At 56.8% G+C, this 21,572-nt stretch carries 15 protein-coding genes; 6 read left to right on the forward strand and 9 right to left on the reverse strand.

Annotated elements, in window-relative coordinates; translation table 11 throughout:
* Positions 1-38: 38 nt before the first annotated feature.
* Positions 39-2,333 (reverse strand): NfeD family protein, encoded by a 2,295-nt coding sequence (locus SH467x_RS08345; protein ID WP_482370816.1) that lies wholly within the window; start codon positions 2,331-2,333, stop codon positions 39-41.
* Between the two features lie 787 nt (positions 2,334-3,120).
* Here SH467x_RS08345 and SH467x_RS08350 point away from each other — a divergent pair.
* Both SH467x_RS08350 and dcd read left to right on the forward strand, forming a co-directional pair.
* Complete coding sequence (locus SH467x_RS08350; RefSeq protein ID WP_482370817.1) at positions 3,121-3,714, forward strand: RNA polymerase sigma factor; 594 nt, start codon at positions 3,121-3,123, stop codon at positions 3,712-3,714.
* Positions 3,715-3,865: 151 nt separating this feature from the next.
* Entirely contained in the window at positions 3,866-4,498 is a 633-nt protein-coding gene (dcd, locus tag SH467x_RS08355; RefSeq protein WP_482370818.1) for a dCTP deaminase, read from the forward strand.
* A 139-nt stretch (positions 4,499-4,637) separates the two neighbouring features.
* Here dcd and SH467x_RS08360 read toward each other — a convergent pair whose 3' ends face one another.
* The 4 genes from SH467x_RS08360 to SH467x_RS08375 all read right to left on the reverse strand — a co-directional run bounded on the left by SH467x_RS08360 (position 4,638) and on the right by SH467x_RS08375 (position 9,542).
* A complete protein-coding gene (locus tag SH467x_RS08360; RefSeq protein WP_482370819.1) occupies positions 4,638-5,600 on the reverse strand; it encodes a hypothetical protein in 963 nt (320 codons plus the stop codon).
* Between the two features lie 234 nt (positions 5,601-5,834).
* Positions 5,835-7,094 (reverse strand): thioesterase, FlK family, encoded by a 1,260-nt coding sequence (locus tag SH467x_RS08365; RefSeq protein WP_482370820.1) that lies wholly within the window; start codon positions 7,092-7,094, stop codon positions 5,835-5,837.
* Positions 7,095-7,100: 6 nt separating this feature from the next.
* The gene (locus tag SH467x_RS08370) at positions 7,101-8,180 is read right to left on the reverse strand and encodes an Mrp/NBP35 family ATP-binding protein (RefSeq protein ID WP_482370821.1); all 1,080 of its coding nucleotides are present in this window, start codon (positions 8,178-8,180) and stop codon (positions 7,101-7,103) included.
* Between the two features lie 108 nt (positions 8,181-8,288).
* Positions 8,289-9,542 (reverse strand): glycosyltransferase family 4 protein, encoded by a 1,254-nt coding sequence (locus SH467x_RS08375; protein WP_482370822.1) that lies wholly within the window; start codon positions 9,540-9,542, stop codon positions 8,289-8,291.
* A gap of 224 nt (positions 9,543-9,766) precedes the next feature.
* On the opposite strand from SH467x_RS08375, the gene SH467x_RS08380 reads away from it, so the two are divergent.
* On the forward strand, positions 9,767-11,062 hold the full coding sequence (locus SH467x_RS08380; RefSeq protein ID WP_482370823.1) for a TIGR03009 domain-containing protein: 1,296 nt from the start codon (positions 9,767-9,769) through the stop codon (positions 11,060-11,062).
* Complete coding sequence (locus SH467x_RS08385; RefSeq protein WP_482370824.1) at positions 11,059-11,943, forward strand: hypothetical protein; 885 nt, start codon at positions 11,059-11,061, stop codon at positions 11,941-11,943. Before SH467x_RS08380 ends, SH467x_RS08385 begins: the two co-directional genes overlap by 4 nt.
* A 45-nt stretch (positions 11,944-11,988) precedes the next feature.
* On the opposite strand, the gene argJ is transcribed toward SH467x_RS08385, so the two are convergent.
* The 4 genes from argJ to SH467x_RS08405 all read right to left on the reverse strand — a co-directional run bounded on the left by argJ (position 11,989) and on the right by SH467x_RS08405 (position 18,348).
* Complete coding sequence (argJ, locus tag SH467x_RS08390) at positions 11,989-13,194, reverse strand: bifunctional glutamate N-acetyltransferase/amino-acid acetyltransferase ArgJ (protein WP_482370825.1); 1,206 nt, start codon at positions 13,192-13,194, stop codon at positions 11,989-11,991.
* A gap of 125 nt (positions 13,195-13,319) precedes the next feature.
* On the reverse strand, positions 13,320-14,510 hold the full coding sequence (locus SH467x_RS08395; protein WP_482370826.1) for a BtaA family protein: 1,191 nt from the start codon (positions 14,508-14,510) through the stop codon (positions 13,320-13,322).
* A gap of 36 nt (positions 14,511-14,546) precedes the next feature.
* The gene (locus SH467x_RS08400) at positions 14,547-15,383 is read right to left on the reverse strand and encodes a hypothetical protein (RefSeq protein ID WP_482370827.1); all 837 of its coding nucleotides are present in this window, start codon (positions 15,381-15,383) and stop codon (positions 14,547-14,549) included.
* A 265-nt stretch (positions 15,384-15,648) separates the two neighbouring features.
* On the reverse strand, positions 15,649-18,348 hold the full coding sequence (locus SH467x_RS08405; protein WP_482370828.1) for a protein kinase domain-containing protein: 2,700 nt from the start codon (positions 18,346-18,348) through the stop codon (positions 15,649-15,651).
* Positions 18,349-18,682: 334 nt separating this feature from the next.
* Between SH467x_RS08405 and SH467x_RS08410 the strand changes: the two genes are divergently transcribed.
* Both SH467x_RS08410 and SH467x_RS08415 read left to right on the forward strand, forming a co-directional pair.
* A complete protein-coding gene (locus tag SH467x_RS08410) occupies positions 18,683-19,357 on the forward strand; it encodes a DUF8091 domain-containing protein (RefSeq protein WP_482370829.1) in 675 nt (224 codons plus the stop codon).
* 133 nt (positions 19,358-19,490) lie between these two features.
* Positions 19,491-21,569 carry an ATP-dependent DNA helicase gene (locus SH467x_RS08415; RefSeq protein ID WP_482370830.1) on the forward strand — a complete coding sequence of 693 codons (2,079 nt, stop codon included), beginning with the start codon at positions 19,491-19,493 and terminating at the stop codon, positions 21,567-21,569.
* The last annotated feature ends 3 nt before the right edge of the window (positions 21,570-21,572 follow it).

The raw sequence follows: 21,572 nt of genomic DNA on the forward strand, positions 1-21,572 counted from the left end.
GTCAAGCTTTTGACATGGGAACGATTCGTCTTCGGACGCTATCCGTTCTTGCGAACCACGAGCTGCTGATCCTTGGCAGCAACGACGACCACTTCCGTATCCTCGTCGATCCAACCTTCTTCGCAAACAACGTTCCACATCCGATCGCCAACCATTGCCCTTCCATGAGGATTGCATCGCGTGGTGGTCATTCCTTTCCAACCGACGAAGGCGCGGACTTCCGCTTCGACCTCTTGCTTTTTCTCTCGATCGACATCCCTTGCAGGAGGGGGCAACACCATCCATCGAACAAAGGGGGAGTTCGCAATCTGCTTTCGAAAGAGAATGCCTAGAGCCAACAGGGAAAAGGTAACCAGACCGATCTGACCGAAGCCTTGCACCAACCGACCGCGTTGGTAGTCATTGGTCGGCCACACAAACGTTTGTCCGGCCAGGACCAAACCGATGGCCAACATCCCGAGCCCGGTGACTCCGAAGACACCGAATCCGGGCAGTAAAAAAATCTCGACCAGCAAACAAGCGATCCCGCCAAGGATCAACATCACTTCCAGCCACTCGACGGTCCCATCCAAAAACCGAAGCCAAAAGAAAAGTCCAAAACAGATCGCTGCGAGAATACCTGGGAATCCCACTCCAGGTGAACTCAACTCGGCGCTCAATGCCGTAATGCCGATGGTGAATAGCAAAAAGGAAATCCACAGCTGGCTCGCCAACCAATCGATGAACTGCTCCGTCGCATTGGTCTTGAGCGGCACTGGAAGCGTCTCGACTCCATATCGGCTTCCTACCAATTCGATCGACTCAGGGCTATCAACCACCAATCGCAACTCGCGGGCTTCATCGAACGTCAATCCACCTTCAAACGATACCGGAGCTCCTTGGGTCCATTGCGCCACCTGCGGATCGTCCACTAACCATTCAGGGCTATTCCATTGCGAACGGCCATCGAATGCGGTGTACTCGAAAATGGGAATCTCGTTGGAAAGGCAGCCGAGAAGCTCGCCGACACTCCGACCGCTCGAACGGGCCAGCGATTCGATCGATGGCCGCTGCTCCAAACATTGCTCGGGGGAAATCGAAGCTTCTCCCGGACCGCCCAGCACTGCGTTGGGATGCATGAACAACGCATCGCACGCGAGAGCGACCAACGCTGCATCCCCGCGCGCCGCATTCCGGATGTAACAGACCACCTCCGCCTTGGTCGCAGGTATCTCCGCCAAGTAATGCGCCAACCGCAGGCTCTCGACCAAGCTGCCTCCTGGGGTATCGAGTTCGATCAATACGAGGTTCGCTTTGCCATCGGCCAGCCCCTGCTCCAGAGCTCGCAACATGCGATCCACGTGGCGAGGGCTGAGAATGCCAGACAACTGCGTTCGGACCACCACGCGCGGGCCGTCAAACGTCGGCTGCTCGATCGGCGGCTTTGTCAATCGCAGGGCGCTAGCCAATTGCTCGCGATCGCTGGCCGCGTAAGCGATCCACCGCCAACTCCGAAGCTCTTGGCCCCGGAACCATCCAAGTTGATTGTTCGGAACCAACTGCTCCTCTTTCCATTCACCCGCTTTCCGCTCGCGTTCTGCGAGTTGCGAGGCGGTGACGTATTCGATCTTTCCATCGACATGGTCGATGCGAGTCAGGGGCTCGCTCGGGTCGAGCATGGAGAGGACTGCTGCGGCCGGAAGGACGTTGCCGCGACGGCTTGCGATGTCGAGATAGGCTTGCCGAACCGTCGCGTCGAGCGTGACCTCCTCGATTCCCGCTTGCCCGAACTCGGCGTCTAAAGGCATGGCAATCTCCTCACATCCCAAAGCAATCAATACCGCGTGTCCAGCGATGGACTCGGGAAGAAATGCAACCGTTTGAAGACGAGCACCGCGCGGCCCCGCCAACCACCGCGCGACCGACAGCGCGCGCTCGAAGGGCGTTCCACGCCCCAAGACGGTCTCCTCTCCTCCCGCGGCCGATGTCGAAACGGCTCGCCGAAACTCGAGGACGACAATCTGCCGATCGGCCCCCGTCGGCCGGTTTGCCAAGCTTTCCAAGGAAGATAGAAGTCGCTGCTCCCCCCCTGCGTCGAGGGGAAGTTCCACCGGTAGCAACGTTGCCGACCGATCGCCGACCACTTCACCTGCCCCTTGCCAACCCTGCGCTTTGGCGTCGAGAAAACCTCCAGACAGCCAAAAAATCCCAGACAACCATGTCAGCACGATCGCCCACCAGCCGGCCGAGACGTTCCGGAGCCGGCGAGCCGCAGCCGTTCGATGCCGCGCGGACAAGCGGATCATGGGAACGGGGGATACGGCAGGCAGTCTGATGGGGGCTTCGTTTTCCATGATTTCCAAAAAATAAAAGTTTTCCTCCGAACCAAACCTACGATACCATAGTCTGATCCCGCACATGGCCGTCAAGCCGTGGCGACAGGTGACCTGTAAACAAGTAATCATGGTCACCTTTTTTGTTTCGAGGAATCTCTCAAAGTGCGTCAAACGACGACGGGAGGATGTCATGCGTCAAGTGAATATTGCTCAACGATGTGTCAATGCAGTCGCCGTAGTGCGAGATTGCGCGTTGGTAGCAGTGGTCAACGCATCGCTCCTTTTGCGTCATCTCCATACACGCACGCTTGGTACGACGAGTAAATCGATAGGGCTAGAACGCCCCGAGTTTTACTCTTGGGGCTCCGGATGGCGGATGCGCTCTGGCATGCAATTGCAGCCAGTCCATCAGCCAATTCCTTATCCGACCCCCAGTAACCGCTCTCGGTAGAGCGGTTAACGGAATGCCAGCAATCGATCGCCAGAGCTGAACATTCCCCACCGTACCCAACGGCGACACCGCGAAGAAGCCAACGGCTCGCAGCACCCTATTCGGCAGCACCCGATGTTCTGGCTTGTGTCCAGAGCAGCGGCACCCTCGCCGACTCCGCTTCGATCCCGTTCCGCTTGGATAGAGCCATCTCACTGAACGTCGACGGATCCCTTTCCGCCACGTCCAAGGAATGAGCTCTCTGAGCGCCTGGTCTCTCTCGCGGCCATCCCAACAAGCACCCCTTTTCGCTTCGATTGCTGAAGATCCCTTCGCATCGCGGGCTCGAAAAGGCTAATAGAGAGATTCCAATCGATGTCTATCGCTGAATGTGATTTCGAACCAACCACTTGCTCTGTCCGAGAATACACCGTCCGAGAATTGGTACAGGCTGCCCAATGCGGCGACCGCGATGCTATGGACCAACTCTATAGCCGATTCCAACAGCACATCCTGTCGATCGCTTACAAGCGACTCGGAAACTGGGATGAAGCTCAAGAATTGTGCCAAGATGTTTTCATCCAAGCCTTTCGACGGATCGACCAATTGCAAACCCCAGAGGCCTTCGCCGGATGGCTCCGACAAATTGTGCACCGCATGGCTATCAACCGATTGACCCGAAGACCCAAACCGACGGCGATCGACCATGAAGTCCTCGAGGCAACCTTGTCCGATGATCGGGAACCCATCGACGCCGTTTTGTCCAACGAGCGAACGACCCAGGTCCACGTCGGATTAGACCGATTGGGAGAACTGGATCGAGCGACCCTGATCGCGTTCTATCTGGATGGTCAAAGCCTGGTGGAGATGGCCGATTCGTTCGATGCCCCGGTGGGAACGATCAAGCGTCGATTGCACGTCGCCCGAAAGCGATTGGCGAAAGAATGCGGTTTGCTGATGGGGGCATAACCAAACGCTGGGCTCGATAACCAATCGGGACAAAGCTTGCAAATTTCTGGCTTGGGTGGTGGATCGAAGACCACCCAAGCTGTTATCTTGAAGAAGGTGAACTCATGGGTCGGCTCTCGCTGGTCCCAACACTTTCTCAAAGGCGATTGCGATGATTCTTTCGGGCCAAGAAATTCGTAACCGGCTGGACAGCGATATTCGGATCACTCCTTTCGACGAGGAGTGTCTCAACCCGAACAGCTACAACCTTTCGCTGCACCACGAACTGCTGGTCTACGAAGAAGTGGTCCTCGACGCCAAGCAGCCCAACCGATTCCGTCGAATCGCTATTCCCGACGAAGGGATCATTCTCAGCCCTGGCCAAATCTATTTGGGCCGGACCATCGAGCACACCGAAACCCACAACTTGGTGCCGATGATTGAAGGTCGCAGCTCGATCGCGAGATTGGGACTCTTTGTCCATTGCTCGTCCGGTTTCGGCGACGCGGGCTTCTGCGGCCACTGGACCATTGAAATGTTCGCAGTCCAACCGGTTCGCATCTACGCTGGCCTTCGCATCTGCCAGATCTTCTTCCACGAAGTCACCGGCCAGATCCACGAGTACTGCAGCGAAAAATACCAGCACAATCACGACGTTCAGCCAAGCCTGCTCTACAAGGAGTTCAAACACTCCCGGCCCAGCGAACAACTGGAGTTCAGCTTCGAGTCGCTCGCTTCCAAATGCTGTGCATCCGCTTCAGACCAGCCAGATGAAGCCGGGCAGCTTGAGCAAGCCATCGTTTAAAAAGCTGGCCGTTTGACCAATGGATGGTCTCACCAGGCGACCGATTGGCATTCTGGCTGTGTTGCCATTTCGAGTCTATCTGAAGACCACCGGAAACCGCGACTGGCGTCAAAGCAGCGAATGGTCCTCGGTAAGACTCTTACTTTGCGGAAGTCAGATGGACCTTTTCTTCCGCGGCAGGTTGCGACTCGACGATTCGGATGCTGTGAGAGAGCCGATCGGTGCGGTAGTACTGGAGACGGTTGGAGTAGGGCTGATCCTCCGGACGATGCAGGACCCGTTTGTCGATCCCCCACTTGCTCTCGGCGATGACGGTACCATCTCCCAACACCGCTTGCACGAGAGCCGTATGCAAGATCTTTCCGGTCACATCTCGGTAGATCACGATATCGTTGGCTTGAGGCTCGGTCACCAAGCGATATTGGTTGGATCGCAGGATTGTCTCCACGCCGGTCCCGCGAAGCAGAAACTTTCCGTTTGTGAAAACCCATCCATGGCAATTGGCTTGTTTGTCTGCGTCCGCCGTTTGAATCAATGCGTTTTCAAACCGGGCATAACGGATCGAGAATTGGGAAGCGAACTCCGAGAAGACGCGATCGTCGGTGTTAAATTGAAAAAGCTCGACTTCCTCCCCGTTGTCGGCGTAGCCCTTGAACGCATCGGATGGCATCACCTGGCCGATGCAAGCATCGATATTGAACACGACAAAGTGATTGAAGAGCCGTGAATATCGCTCGTACGACCAGATCGACACGCCGCACCCGATCAGAATCATCAACGCAGCGCTCCCTCCCCAAACCCAGTTTTGGGTTGGCTTCCCCAGGAGCGTTTTCGCAGCAGCCAGGACAGCCCCCATCCATGCGACGAATCCAAGGCTCCCGAAGATCGCTCGTGAAAGTCCAGTCCGCATCAAATAACTTTCCCCCAACCATTCAAAAGCCATGAAACCGAGGGAGATGACATACAACCCCAAGGTCAGCTTATCCAACCACCCCCCAGCGACGGCACTCTTCGAAACAACACGCCATGTCCCCCGGGCGGAGATGAACAGGCCGGTTGCAAAGACAACGAGGAGCAGATAAACGCTGGTTTGGTCAAACATAGATGCAGAGACTTGATTTCGGGGAGACGAGGGACCGACCGAGTTGGTCAGGCCTCTCGTGAACACGGATACAAATCGATGGTATCGCTGCAGCGAGATTCAATATTTCAAGCAACGAGGTATCTGCCCTCGAAACCGAGATTGAATAGATCAACACGAACAAGTCGATTCACCGACTCATCACGCCTCCAATCGGGCCGATCGAGCCAGAAACCTTGTACTGGTTGAATCTGTCTACCGCGAAAAGTTGGCGGAGCGTTTTTCCAGAAATGCGAGAATCCCCTCTCGCGCATCGTCGGTACCCAAGCATTCCACGTAAGCCTGGGTGTCCGCAACATAGGTCGATTTGACCTGCGTTCCTTCATCCTGATGAATCAGCCGCTTGGTCTCGCGCAAGGCCATGGGGGGTAAGGCAAGCAGCTTTTGGGCTAGCTCCGAGGTGGCGGTCGAGAGTTGCTGTCTCGTAACAAGTCGATATACCAATCCCCAATTCATCGCTTGCTGGGCCGTGATCGGTCCCCCGAGGGTGCACAGTTCCAACGCCTTGGCTTTCCCAATCAGTGCCGTCAATTGCGACAATCCATAGCCGGGAGACCACCCGAGCAAGATCTCAGGCATGCCAAATGTCGCCTGATACGTCGCAATGCGAAAATCACAGGAGCAAGCCATCACGCAGCCTGCCCCGAGCGCGTTCCCATCTACCGCCGCGATGAAAATCTGAGGGAGATTCTCCCAGCTGAGATACATCCTGGCCTGCCTGTAACTCAATTCCCTCGCCATATCGAGGGACAGATCCCCTACCTCCCGAACATCGTCCCCCGAGCAAAACGTGTCGGCAGCCCCCTGGATGATCACGACGCGAATGTCAGGATGACCTGCCAGCCAAGCATTCAGATCCTCCCAATCTCGGGTCATCTGCAGGTCGACCGCGTTGCGACGCTCCGGGCGATTGAGGAGGACCTTGGCCACTCGATCCTCTAGTGCGACCTGAAGCGTAGCAAGACTCGGTAGATCGCCTGATTGAGGGGTCGCAAGCATAGGAATCAATGTTCCATTTCGATGGGTAGGAGTCTTTTGCACAAGCCGGTCGGCGATGCGATCGAGCGAAACGACCATTCTTCGGTGCGTCCCCTTGCCAATCAATTCTCGTTCATCAAATGCCGTCACGTCGAAATCGACCGCCCGGCCTTGAATGGCCGTGACTTGAGCGAATGCCGTTACTTGAGCTCCGATGGGAGTTGCCGCCAAGTGATCGACATGCACCTGCGCGCCGACCGACTCTTCGCCCACTTCCAAATACGGCTCGATCGCTTTCCTCGCCGCGCGCTCCATCAAGAGAATCATATTGGGGGTCGAAAAGACTACCGCACTTCGGCGCATCCCCTTGCCACCATCGCCAAACCCATTTCGGTTCGCACCGAGATGGATGGTGTGCTCGCTGCCGACCGTCCAAGTCAACTCGGCTCGATCGCCAACCTTGAGTCCCTCGATCATGAAAACCTACTGCAGCAAGGGTAATGGTGCGGACTGCGCCTGTTTTGCAAACCGCGTGGATATCGACCGGACCAATCCGCGGCAAACGTTCTCAAACGGCTTGGATAGCTGGGGATCTTTCAATGCTTCCGCGAGTCGACCTTCGTCCGATTCCCTTCGAAATGCGATTTGAATTGGGACTTCTCCTAGAAAAGGAACTCCCAGTTCCTCTGCCTTGGCCCGTGCTCCTCCCTTGCCAAAGATCTCGTAGGTTTTACCGGTTTCTGGATCGGTGAACCCGCTCATGTTCTCCACGATCCCCAGAACGGGGACGCTGGTCTTTTCAAACATCGCGATCGCTTTCCCTGCATCGAGCAACGCGACCTCTTGCGGTGTGCAAACGATCACCGTTCCTGTCAGCGGCAATAGTTGCGACAGGGTGAGTGCGACGTCCCCCGTGCCGGGAGGCATGTCGATGATCAAGTAGTCGAGTTCTCCCCAAGCGGTGTCGCGCAGGAACTGGGTGATCGAACCGTGCAACATGGGGCCACGCCATACGACGGCTTGGTCTTTTCCGACGAGAAAGCCCATCGACATCACCGGCATGGTCCCGGAGCAAATGGGCTGAATCTTTCCGTCGACGATCTCAGGCCGTCCCTCCAAGCCTAACAGGTGTGGGATGCTGGGACCGTAGACATCCGCGTCCATCAAGCCCACTTTGGAGCCGAGCTTCTCCAAGGTCAGCGCGATCGATGCAGCCAAAGAGCTCTTTCCGACCCCCCCTTTGCCGGCAGCGACTGCGATCACACACTTTGCACGCAGTCCGATTTGTCCAATCGGCGGCGCCGGTTTGTACAGCGACTCAACCTTGACCTGCACGTCCTGCACCCCGGGGACATGCGCCATGATATGCCCCTTCAATCGATCCGCCAGTTCTTCCGCGATCGGCTTCATCATAGAGGAAATGCTATAGCGGCAAGAAACCACTCCACCGCTCACCGTGCAATCCCCGACTTGACCGCTGGGCCCAACCCCTTTCCCTGTTTCGGGATCGATAAAGCTTTCGAGAGCGGACTTCAACTGCTGATGGATATCGAGATCGGTCATGGTTCTACCGTTGGCAAGTGGCTAATTCAGAACCAATTAGTTTACCGAACCGGCAAATTTAAGGGAGTCGCAATCCCTCCACGACTCTCTTAACGATCCGACGATGAACTATCCGACGATTCGCCGATAGACTTGGGCCGTCATCATCGCCATGTGGGTATCGGAGAAATGATCTCTCTGTCGTGCGACCGCTCGCTGGCTCATTTCGGTCCAGCGGCTTCGACTGGCCATGAATTCCGTAATGGCTTGCGCCAAGGATTCGGGATCCTGCGGTTCCGCCAGCAGCCCCTCCTCGCCGTGGCGAATCACTTCCGGGGTCCCCTCCACACGGGTGGCAATCACGGGAACGCCCACGGCCATCGCCTCGAGAACCACCATCGGCATCCCTTCGCCAAACAAGCTCGGGAGGACCATGGCATCGAGCCCCCTCATCACTTCGGGAATGTCGCGACGAAAGCCAAGGAATCGAACGATGCGTTCCAATCCCAGCTCCCGCACCATAGACATGATTTGGGCTTCGTATTCCGCCGTTTCAAACGGTCCAATGACATCGAGCGTGACTCGAGGCTCTCCGTGAACGGAATCGGCGTGCCCGAGCTTCGCCATCGCATGCAACAGAACTTCTATCCCCTTGCGAGGTCGAACGAGCGCTACCATTCCGAGCTTCCACGTCTCGCGATTGATGCGAGCAAAGGGATCGATCGGCTCTTGAACAGTCACGCCGTTGGGAACGCAAGTCACTTGAAAACGGGAAACGCCGCGCGACAGGATCTCGCGCCGTAGCGACTTGGAGACGGTAATAATGTGATCACAATTCAATAAGGAGAAGCGTTCGATCCAATCGTTCAATCGATTGATTCCCCACCGCGTCGAATCGCGAGCCGTAGGTGAATGAACGTGAAACACCCACGGCAATCCAGTTCGTCGAGACACCCAACTCGCGATCATCGCGGTCCGAGGGGTGTGGGCATGCAATAGATCCGCCTTCACGCGGTCGGCGATCGCAGCGACTTGCCCAAAAACCGAAACGTCGCACCGCGAATGCATCGGGGCCGACCAAATATGCGAACTGGGCAGCCCGGACATCTCCGGGAACTTGCCCGGCTTCAAGCAAACGAAATGGGCGTCGACGGCCTGCTCCGGGAGCTTCTTTCCTAAATGTTGCTGAACGCGCTCTGCACCCGAAAAGTGCTCGCCATTGATCAAATGCAACGCCCCAATCGTCTTCGTAGGCCGATCGGCGAAAAGCTTCGGCAATCCCGCGATGGAGTAGGAATCCAGCGCCGGCTCAGCCCCGGATGTCCCGAATGCAGGTGAAACGCTCGCCGACATGGGAATATAGGGTGGGGCAAAGAAAACCATCGCGATGCTCAATACGTGCGAAAAGAAAAGGAACCGCGAAAAGCTAGCACTTGGAATCCACGTCAGCCTTTGCCCAACCCAAAAAATCACACCGCTCCAAAACCCTGAATCCCTACAATCGGCAAAAGCGATCTAGGATGCACAGGACCAAGTTGCTATCCTCGCCCGCAATCGCCCGAGCATGATGCTCGGAGTTGGCCAAGCCCGTCATGGAATCGACACAAATGAAAACTTGGAATCGCTGGATCGGAACTTGCACACTCGCTTGCGTTATTGCCAGCAGCGGAACATCGCTATTCGGCCAGCAAGGCTACAACACCTCAGGTGCACGCCCTGGTAATACCAATCCCCAGGCTTCTCAACAGCCAGGTGCTGCCGGGACGATTCCCGTTTCCACCAACAACGCTGCCAACCCAAACACCCCGAACCCGCTTTACAATCCGGGATTACAACGCCCCAACACCGCCCCCCCAGCTTCGGGGCTCGATCCCGTCGTGACCAAGGACCCGTACGCGGACAAGCCCTTGACGGCGCAGGAAGCTGCGTACCTGGACGATTTGCTCAAGTTTTGGGAGCAGAGCACCAAGAACCTGGAGCGACTCTCCTGCGAGTTTCGTCGATACGAATACAACTCCAATGCAAACTTCGTGCAACAACTCGCCCAGCAAACAGGACTGCGAGTCACCGATGTCAAGACAACGGTCAGCGCCGGCGTCATTCGCTACATGAAACCAGACAAAGGGATGTACCGAATCGATGCCATGGTCGCTTTGACCGGCAAGCTCGATGCGAAGAATCAACCGGAAATGCTCGCCTCCGACTCGCTCTTTGGCGATTACTGGATCTGCGACGGGGGCACCGTTCACAATTACGATCGGAAGGAAAAGAAGGTCACGCACTTTACGATTCCTAAGGAGATGCAGGGAATTGGTATTCTCGAATCCCCTATGCCGTTCCTCTTCGGTGTCGAGGCCAAGAAGCTGAAGGAGCGCTATTGGCTACGAGCCTTGCCTCCACCGACCAAGCCCGATGGCACCCCGAACAACGATCTCTTCGTCATCGAGGCTTATCCGAAAACCCAGCAAGACGCAGTGAACTACGACCACGTTTTGGTCTACCTCGATCGCGAGCAGTTCCTCCCCGTCCACTTGATCAAATTCAATCCAGATCACGTCGATGAACCAGGCAAACCACTGGTCGATAGCCGCGAACACTACGAGTTCACCACGCGTGAGAAGAACGCATCGGCATGGCAAAAGCTCGGCGAAGCGATCTTCTTGAAGGAGTTCATCCCATTGAAGCTCCCTGCAGGATGGACCGAAGAAACGCGCGAGTACGTACCACCTGGAATGGAGAACAGTCTGCAAGCCAATAACGGTGCACAACCCGCCGGAATCCCGGTTGGAACTCCAGCTGGCGCCATGAATCCGGCCGGGCAACCCGGCGTTCCCGGCTTCGGACCGGGTACGGTACCCAATGCAGCCTCCCGTCCCGCAGACAATGCGCTGCGATCGCGATGATTTCTAGAGCCTGGCTTGTCTGCTTCAGTGCAACGCTTTGTTTCGCATCGGGCTGTGCTACGTGGCTTCCTTCCGGGGAGCAGCCGCGACCGATCGAGGCTGGGATCAAGACGCCACCGTTATCCGACGAAGCGGTCGCGATCGAAACGTATTTGATCCGACTCAAACCGGAACAAGTCGAGCAATCGGCAGAACTCTGGAGTCTGGCCGACCAACAGATCTTGCCCCCGGAGTTGCGACTCAACCTCGACCGAAACGGCATGCGCGTCGTCAAGATTTCTGGGAGCTTGCCTCGCATTTTGGAAACTTGGTTGAGCGAGACAGAGAAACGGATGGAGGGGGATACGCTCGAACAGACCGGGCTCGCCGCCGATGTGGTCTCTGTAGCACGGCATTGGCGTTGCCGCGCGGGAGTGCGCAAGGAAATTCCCATCCGCGATCTCAGCCAAGATCGAGTGACGCTCTTCTACCATGACCAGACGTTCAAGGGCCGGTCGCTCGACAGCCCTCGCTTCTTCTTTTCCCTCACGGCCACCCCCGGAAACGATTACACCGCAGATGTGCGACTCACTCCGGAGATCGAACATGGGGACTATCGCAATCGCGTGGTCGTACGGGACGCGGCACTAAGGCCTGTTTCCGAGCGGGACACCATCCCCTTTACTCCCTTGGCCATCCATCTGAAACTACAACGGGGCGACTGCCTGGTGATAGGCCCGACCGCCGAACGCTGCGGTCTCGGAGCGGAATTTCTGCATAGCTACACGCAAGAAAACCGGTACGAGCCAGTGCTCATGCTCGTCCGATTATCGCAAAGCGGAGTCGATAGTATTTTCTCTCCCGAATCCGCTGCCAAGGCGAAGCAAGCCAAAGAACTGTAAGCGCGATACAAATCAGGAACGCGTTACAGACTGGGAGCTCGCATCTTAGGTCGTGTATTCCGAATTGAATCGCACGTACTCGGTATTCAAATCGGTCGTCCAGTGCATGGCTTCCCCGGGCCCCATTCCGACTTGAAGATCGATCCGTGTGAGCTTGCTCGCTCGGATCGATCTGCTGACCGTGGCCGCGTCAAACGCGATGGGCTCACCTCGTTCGAACAGTGGCAACCCATTGATTTGGAGCGCGGTCCACTCAGGTCGCATCGGAACGCCAGCATAGCCTGCCGCCGATACGATGCGTCCCCAGTTGGGATCTCCGCCGGTGATTGCGGTTTTGACCAAGTTGCTCAGTGCGACGCTTCGCGCCATGGCATCGGCATCCGCATCGTTGTTCGCGCCATGCACTCGGATCTCGATCAAGTGCGTGGCTCCTTCCCCATCGTCGGGAATCTTCTTGGCCAATTCGATCGCGAGACTGGTCAATTGTTCGGCAAATGCGGTTTCCTCGGCTCCTTGCAAAGCAGGCCGCTGCGAGGTGGGCTGCGCGGCCAACAGCACCAACGAGTCGTTGGTGCTCATGTGCCCTTCAACGCTAATACAATTAAAGGACTTGTTGGCAGCCGCCTGCAATAGCCGTTGGGCTTGTCCGGGCTCGAGTGGTGCGTCGGTGATCAAGATCGCCAGCATGGTCGCCATTTTAGGGCCGATCATCCCAGCTCCTTTGCACATCCCCGCGATGTGAGTCTCATGTCCAGCAAGCGTGAAGTGACGGTCGCTGATCTTGCGGGCGATATCGGTGGTGAGGATTCCATCGCACGCGTTGAGGTAACCTTGTTCGGTCGCGGCCAACTCTTTGGCAGCCGTTTGGATTCCCTTCTCGACTTTCTCCATCGGCAAAAAGCGTCCGATGACTCCGGTGCTCATGACGACGAATTGCTCCCCTTTCAATCCTCCCGTCGGATCGATCGCTTGCGCAGCCAGCTCGGTCATACGCATTGCATCTCGATCCCCCTGCGCTCCGGTGCACGCGTTCGCGTTCCCGCTATTGACGACAATTCCCCGAATGGCATTCGAGGGGGTTCGGGATCGGGAGATGACCACCGGTGCCGCGACGACTTGATTGGTCGTGTAGACGCCCGCAGCGATGCATGGAGCATCGGAAACGATGAGGGTCACATCGCGCGCACCAGCTCGCGTCTTGATCCCTGCCGAAACGCCTGCAAAACGAAACCCCACCGGCAAATGAACCATTGGCTGACAACCCACGCAAAGAAAGAAACTTTTGAAACCTTGTAGCGCACCGAACAAATCGATGCACCCTCATCGACACACGATCACCAATACACGTTCACGGGTACAGCATGAATCGTGCCGCTTTATCCATTCTTCAAATCGGCAATGTAGAAGCTGCCATATGTATGGACGCGATCCAATTGATGCAGTCGATTCGCCAGTTCCGTGTCGTAGGTCAGCAGTTCGCTGATCTTCACCGACTCCCCATTCTTGCGAACGACGACTTGGTCGATGAAATCGGTGCGCAGTCCGCCGGATCGCCAAAGGATCCGAGTTTGCGGAGCGGCCCGCATCAAGATCGCTTGCCACTCCGATTCCAACCACGGAAAGAAGTGATCGCTGAGCCAATCCATATGGTCGAGCAGGATAAATCGTGTGATCTGCCCTTGGTGTCGCTCCAAGAATCCTTGGACGGAGTTGGTGTGAACCTTGAGTCGGTCAAGCAAACCACCTCGTAGCTTCTCGTAGTTGGCTTGTTTGACATATTCCGGTGCGCATGTCGGCGTGTAGGAGCCGGTGATGTAGACGCGCCAGAAGTAATTGTCTTGGATCGGAATTTTGGCGAAGACGGCTTCGAGCGAATCCTCGACGAACTGGACGATGCCGCCGGGGTACTGCTGATCGATTTGGCGTCGCTGCGCCTTGGGAACGCCGAGCATACTGAGCGTGGTATCCCGGTTCATCGCAAATTTCAGCGACTTGGACCAAATCTTATGACGCACTCGGTCGTAGATTTCTTGCTGATCTTGCAAGGTCGGTGCATCGAGGATCTCCATGACTTCTTTGCGGCAGCGAGCGACCTTGTCGATGTAGGTCCCCACCATCCGCGCAAAAGCACCGGACGTTCCGCGGAAATAGAAAGTCTTTTGGGGATGATCGAAGAAACGAATCCATCGATCCCAATACTTCTGCGAGACCGGGCTAAGCGATTTCCGTAAATGCGACGCGTAGATGGACTCCACATTAGGAAGCCTGCCCTCGCCGAACATTTTGTAGAAGCGCTCGTAGTCGAGGTTCCGAATGGCGGAAGCCTTCAGTTCGAGCAATGCGTTTTGCCGAGGATTCATGTCCACGGCATTGACCTCTCCCGCACCGGCGAGCAAGTAATCGAGGGCGTTGCAGCCCGCAGAGGTAATGACCAGCACTTTGTCTTGCTGGGTCAAATTCAATGCTTGGCGGTCGAGCCGGGGATCTTCCCAGCAAGTGTTGTAAACGAGGTTGTTACCGTGGACGAATCGAAAGACTCGTCCGCTAACCCATTCGCTGATGGCCATACTCGGGAGGTGTACTTCTAATCGCGTGCGCGATGACTAAGGTTTTCGTGGATTGACTGGGGCATTGGGGTTGTTGCCCGGTGCCTTCCCAAACGGATCGGCTGCGGGCTGCCCAAACGGATCCGCCGCAGGATTTACCCCTGGGTTAGCACCAGCTGGCATCGGGCCACCGGCCGGATTGGGGAACGCAGGGCCGACGCCGGCCGGCTTCTTCGGATCATTCTTGTTAGCATTCGGCGGATTGATCGGTTTCTTGACCCCGCTTTGTGGTTCTCGAATTTGGCCTCCACCGACGGGGAGCATGGCACCACCCTGCATGGCGCTGGAGCTTTCCAAGGTTCGGTTCCAAGGAATCGTGTAGGCGGAGAAGAAGCCACTCTTGGTATCGACGACGTACACCAAGCAAGCAGCGGGGCGGATGTTGCTCCCAACCGACGCGGGTTCGGCGGCTCCGGTGATCAAGAGATATTCGGGATTCTTGCTCATTCCCAATTGGGCCTGGACATTGGTGTAGAACATCCCGCCGAACGCACCCTGCCGAGGGTAGTACACCCAGCACTTGAGATCCCCGGTGAGAAAATCGAGAGCAAAAAAGCCTTCGGAGCTCTCATCGATTTGCCCCGTCGCAATCGCCAGATTGGCTCCGCCATGGGTCGCGGTGGCCTGCAGGAGCTCAGGAGGAACGCGATCGCGAGGAATCCCATTCCAATGGTTCGTCTGCTCGATTCCCTGGCTCCATCGTCCAATACCGTAGCCGGCACCTGCGATGGCGGCGATCGAAAGACCGATGACAACCCCCAATGCGAGTGGATTCCATCGGCAGCAAGCCTTCGCGGTTGGTTCACCGTCCAAGACTGGTAACTGATTCAACATTTCCGCCTACCCTCGCGTTAGATTTCCATGGGTCTACGAACTCAGCCCCCAAACACCTAGCCAATCGTCCGAGAATGCTTCCGTGCCGGGTGCGATCGATGGAGACACGCCATCGTTCCCAGTTTAGCGAATACCAAGTCCTCCGTAGACCCCAACCACTAATTTTTGACAGGGGGGAGGTCGACCTCCACGGCGATTCTCCAGGATTGTTCCGTGGTCGCTTCATAGTCGCTTCATAGTCGCTTCATCGCTGCACCACCGTCGCTTAGCCATTGCACAGCATCAACGACTCCAACCAATCTCCCCATTGCCGAATGGAAACCACGTCCATCAACGGTTCGTTCAGCGGAGAGACCGGAACCTGACTGTTCCCACCCGGCCAATGGATCAGCCCTTGCCAAAAGCCGCTTTCATCTACCTCCAACCTCAACTGCAGCGGATCGGAGGAGCGCCGACCGGCAAAGCAAGTCTGCAGGTCGACCCGTCCCAGCTTATTCCAAGTCGAATTCCCCAGTCTGGAACCCTCCACAAACTGCAAGACCGGCTGCCTTTCCCCTTCTTTGGAGAACCGCAACGTCCGCGTTGCCTGGCACGACAACGGCTTGTCTCGGGGAATCAAGATCCGGGGCGCCGTGACGCCATGGGCATCCTGCATCACGACGCCGAGATCGTAAGCAGTGCTGGATACCGCGTGGGGAGAATCGATATCCATGGGAGGCATCAAGTACTCGGCTTGAATGGCCGCGCCTCGGGCGATGTGACTGGATTTGAGAGGGATCAAAGGAACCGTGGGCCCGGCGACTTGGGCGAGCGCATTTTGAATCGAGGGATACCACCGCGAATCACCTAGCAAAAGAACGGCATCGAATCCCCCCGGTGCGATTCCGACTCGATCGGCTACCTCTTTCGCATACAAGCCGCAGTCGTTCGCCAAATCGTCCACCCACTCCTCGGGGCGATTCCTGTCGAGCCGCCCCTCGAACTTCCCACCGGGAACCTCGACAATAAATGGAACAACGGAAGCGGCCCGCATCCGTTCAAACGTTCGTTCCACCGTTCGCTGAATGCGCGACGCAATGTTGCGATCCTCGCGTGCGCTCACACTAAATCGCTTTTCCAACTCGCCTGCAATCTTCTTCGCCATGCGGTCGTGCCATCGGACCGTCCCGCGACGCCAGTCACCTGCTGTCGCGACCAATTGCACCTTGAGTCCCTCCACGCGAACCACGGAGACTTCGCACGAAGAACCTGTCAACATCGCGACCAGAAACGTCCGGCGATACCCTTCCTCCGATGCTGTTTTGGCCAACCTGGAATCGATCTCCACGTGCGCCAACGTCGCCGCCAGAGGCTTTTCCAACAATTGCAACAATTCGATCCCCGCGATGGAACAAGCGGTTTTGGTGCTCCATCGGTGCATCTGATCGTAACACGCCGGAACCGTCACGACCGCGTGAGACGCGCTGGGCAGAACATGCCGCGTGGCATTGACCATCTGCCGCACGACAGCGGCTACCAATACCTCCGGTGGAACTTGCCTGCCGCCGAAAGGTCGCTCAAGCAACGGCAACCCATACCATCGCTGCATCCCGTAGAAGATGCGATCGGGTTGGCTCGCCCGAAGCTCCGCGGCCTGCGCCCCCACTGCGACCCGATTTCCATCGCTGTAAAGCATATTGCGCAGTGCTGTAGATTCCCCGTCGACAGGGACCTCTTCTACCTTGTGCTCGCGATCGATGTAGCTCACCCGCGAGTGGATCATCCCCAATTCGATGCCGATGCCTGCTAACTGCCTTTGTGAAGTGGACGGCGCAAGCCCAAAATCGGTAGGGCGAATCGGCGAAATCTTCGGCAGCACCGATTCACCTTGCCGTGATGTAGACTCCAGACCTTCCATCAAGTTCAATCGCTGCAATTTGTCGATCAACTCCGCCGCCGACTGAAGCCGTTCATCCGGGTTCTTTGCCACCAAGGACTGGAAAACCGAATCCAATCGAATGTCGACATCCGCTCGGACTTCGTACAACGCAGGCGGTCGGCGATGGACTTGCGCTAATGCAGTTTGCACGAGCTCTCCCGAAAACATCGGCCTTCCGGTCAACAAATAAAAGACCGTAGCGCCGAGCGAATAAAGATCGCAACGATGATCGACTTGATCCGGTGCATTGATTTGTTCGGGAGCCATGAACTCCACGGTCCCAATGATTTGCGAACGCGTGCGGTCCTTGGCGCTCTCGATTCGATCTCGCAGCACCGCAAGGCCGAAATCGAGAATCTTCAGGGTCTCATTCGGTGTCAACATCATGTTGCTCGGTTTGATATCGCGATGAACGATTCCGAGCGAATGGGCATAGTCGAGGGCCGATGCGGCTTGGATTAAAATCTCCACAACCTCCCTGGTCGACATTGGCCCTGACGCTGCGATCCGTTGCGATAGCAACTCACCTCGTATCAGTTCCATAACCAGGAAATGCACCTGGGCTTCACCGGATCGATGGCAACCTGCGTCAAAGGCGGTGACGATGTTCGGATGCATGAGCTTCGCCGTCGCGCGCACTTCGGCATAGAAACGTTCGCGGGCGAGCGCGTCGTGGGACATCGACTGCGGCAGAATCTTCAACGCCACTTCCCGGTCCATGGTCCGGTGCTTTGCCCGAAAGACTTGCCCCATCCCCCCAGCTCCGATCCGCTCGAGGATGATGTATTCCCCCAACACCGGGAGCGAAGGGGTTTGCGGATCGGACCCGCGATCCAAAGGGACGACGCCGGGCTGCAATTCAAACTCGCCGGAGTCACTGTTCCGGTCAAAGCCCCCAACCCCGGCGACGTTTCCGTTTTCGTCCCTATTACCACCTCCCCCCGTCTCTCCTCCGCTCAAATCGATCGCCCGGGTGACGGCCGGCCGGGCGAAAGGAGTCCTAGGAACCGGTGGGGGGATGGGCAGGTCGGATGGGCTGTCGGACATGTCGAACTGGATTCACAAGATGGAAGGAGGAAGGTCCCCGAAGCGGCGCATCACCAGCACGCTTCCAGGTCGCACCCTTCAATATTCACCTGGAATCGAGGGGAAAAAAGGCTCAATTCCTGCAATTCCCAGACAAAAACGAACACCCCGGGTGAACGTGAGGCGTGCGACAGGTGGTGTGCCCCCCAATCGTCTCCCATTCCCAGCTTGCTCCCACCCCCCAGCTCTGGCTATTCTTCCCGCTCCCCAGGTCCGCCCCCCAAGGTGGCGACCCTCCGGTCACGCCTTCCCCGGTCCTACCACGACCGGTCGCACAGCACGTCAGGATGACGCGATGGAAACCTCATTGCACCGAGAATTGAAAAAACTTTACGCCGCCTCCCCGGACGCTATCGAGGTGGCCGAATCGAATTACCGTATCGACGCGATCGACGCCGCGGGCGCTTTGGTCGAAATCCAGCACGCGGGGCTCGGAATCCTTCGCCGAAAAATTCTCTCGCTCCTCGAAGATGGGCATCGCGTTCGCATTGTGAAGCCTTGGATCGAACGCAAGACCATCGAGACATACGACAAGAAATCGGGCGAACTCCTTCGAAAACGGAAGAGCCCCAAATCGCAGCGTCCCATCCAATTCTTCGGTGAACTCATTCACTTCACCCAAGTCTTCCCGCACCCGCGTCTCTCGATCGAGATCCTTTCGGTCCAGTGCATCGAACGGCGCATCGATACCCCCAAACGGGGACGTCGCAAGCAATACAAATCGCTGGATATGATGCTGGCTCTCCCCCCAGACCCCCACTCCGCGACCCCGCTTCGCACGACCAAAGACCTGTGGAAGCTGATGGGACGCCCGAAACTCCCCAAAACCTTTGACACTATGGAGCTGGCCCAAGCCATCGGCGAACCGCGATGGCTCGCGCAACAAATCGCCTACGTACTCCGCCGCTGCGGCGCCACGGAACAGCACTCCAAACGAGGCAACGCCATCGTTTACCACCGAGCCGCTTAACTGGGCCGCTTGACCTGGGCCGCTTGACCTGGGAGCCTCTCGCTCCTCTTCTCAGCATTCTGCTTCTACTCATTCTCCTGCTCGCGTGTTAGTCTTATGGCCACGACCCGTTTCCCCTCGGTAGCCCCTGCTCATGACTTCCCTCGACATTCATTCCATTCTCGGACCGGAAGGGAATATCGCGCGCAGGATCCGAAACTACGAGCACCGACGCGAACAACTTCAGATGGCGGAAGCGGTCGAGAAGGCCCTTCGCGATGGCCACCACCTCGTCGTTGAAGCCGGGACAGGGGTCGGCAAAAGCTTTGGCTACCTTGTTCCCGCTATCCTCTACGCGACCCAAGCCGAAGGTCGGATGGATTCTCCCCCGACTCCGCGACTTTCGCGGAAAGATCAAGAAGAACTGGGTGGGTCCGACAGCGAGGAAGAGAAAATTCGGCGGGTTATCGTCAGCACCCACACGATCAGCCTTCAAGAACAGCTCGTCGCCAAGGATCTCCCCCTTCTCAAAGCTGTCATCCCTCGCGAATTCACGAGCGTTCTGGTCAAAGGCCGAGGCAACTATCTTTCTAAACGACGCCTCACCCTCGCAAAAAGCCGAGCTGCGAGCCTGCTCCAAAACGATCGAGACTACGATCAACTCGAACAGATCGTCCTTTGGAACAAAGAGACCCACGAGGGATCCCTCAGCTCGCTTCCGTTCAAGCCGAGTATGACGGTGTGGGACGAGGTGGCCAGCGACTCTGGCAATTGCATGGGTCGCAAATGCGATCACTTCAACGAATGCTTTTACTACGCGGCCCGACGTCGTGTCCACAACTCGCAGATTCTCGTGGTGAACCACGCTTTGTTCTTTAGCGATCTCGCCCTGCGCGCGCAGGGGGCCGGTATGCTCCCGGATTACGACGCCGTCATCTTCGATGAATCCCATACGATCGAGTCGGTTGCGGGAGAGCACCTGGGACTCCAGATCAGCAACTCGCAAATCGATTACACCCTTCGTAAACTGTTCAACCCTCGCAACGACAAAGGGATCCTCTCAGCGCTCGGCTTGAAACAACTCACCCGAGAGACCTATCGATGCATGGAATCGCTCGACACCCTTTCCGAAGACCTCCTCTCCTGGCTTGCCAACTCCGCGTCTGGCAACGGCCGCGTTTACGATCTCCTGGAGATCCAAACGGACCTTCCTGTGTTGTTGCAATCTCTCTCGGAGCAGCTCGAACGATTTGGACAAGACTTGAAGAATGCGAACGATCGACTGGAGTTGATGTCGGCCAGCAAACGCCTCACGGCTCTCGCCAATACGCTGGATCAATGGCTGAAGCAAAAAGAGACCGATGCCGTCTATTGGCTTGAAAAATCAGAATCCCGCAGCCAATTCGGCCGCGGCTCGATCCGGATAACCCTTCGCAGCAGTCCCATCGATATCTCGAAACATCTCAAGTCTACTTTGTTCGACAAGGTACGGACCGTGGTCTTGACCAGCGCCACCCTGTCGACCGGCAAGTCGCAGGGGTTTCAATTCTTTCAAAAGCGAATCGGAGCGGTCAAAGCCGCGTCGCTCCAGGTGGGGAGTCCCTTTGACTACAAACGATTGGCCCGCCTAGAGCTGGTGACCGATCTCCCGGATCCCTCCCAAGACAAAGCGAATTACGAACGGAAAGTCTTGCCGACCATTCGGCATTATGTAGCGGCCCACGAAGGGCGCGCGTTTATTTTGTTCACCAGCTATGACATGCTCCGAAAGACATGCGATGCCCTCAGGCCTTGGATGCACGAGCAAGGATTGGCGGTCTACTCGCAAGCCGACGGGACACCTCGAACACAACTTCTTCAAGACTTCAAAGCCAATCCAAGAGGGGTCCTGTTCGGTGCCGAGAGCTTCTGGCAAGGAGTCGATGTCCCCGGCGATGCTTTGCAATTGGTGATCATTAGCAAACTGCCATTCAGCGTGCCCGATCATCCACTCCTCGAAGCCAAACTCGAGGATATTCGTAGCAAAGGAGGCAACCCCTTTCGCGATTACCAATTGCCTGAAGCCGTGATCAAATTCAAGCAGGGGTTTGGGCGTTTGATTCGGACCGCCACCGACTCCGGTGTGGTCCTGGTCACCGATCCAAGGATTGTGACCAAACCCTATGGACGACTCTTCGTGGAATCTCTTCCCGATTGCCAAGTCATCCATGTTCAGGCCAAAGCGGAGCCTTGAGAT

The organism is Brakhagea slesvicensis (genome assembly GCF_052161625.1).
Taxonomy (GTDB): Bacteria; Planctomycetota; Planctomycetia; order Pirellulales; family Pirellulaceae; genus JBKCUI01.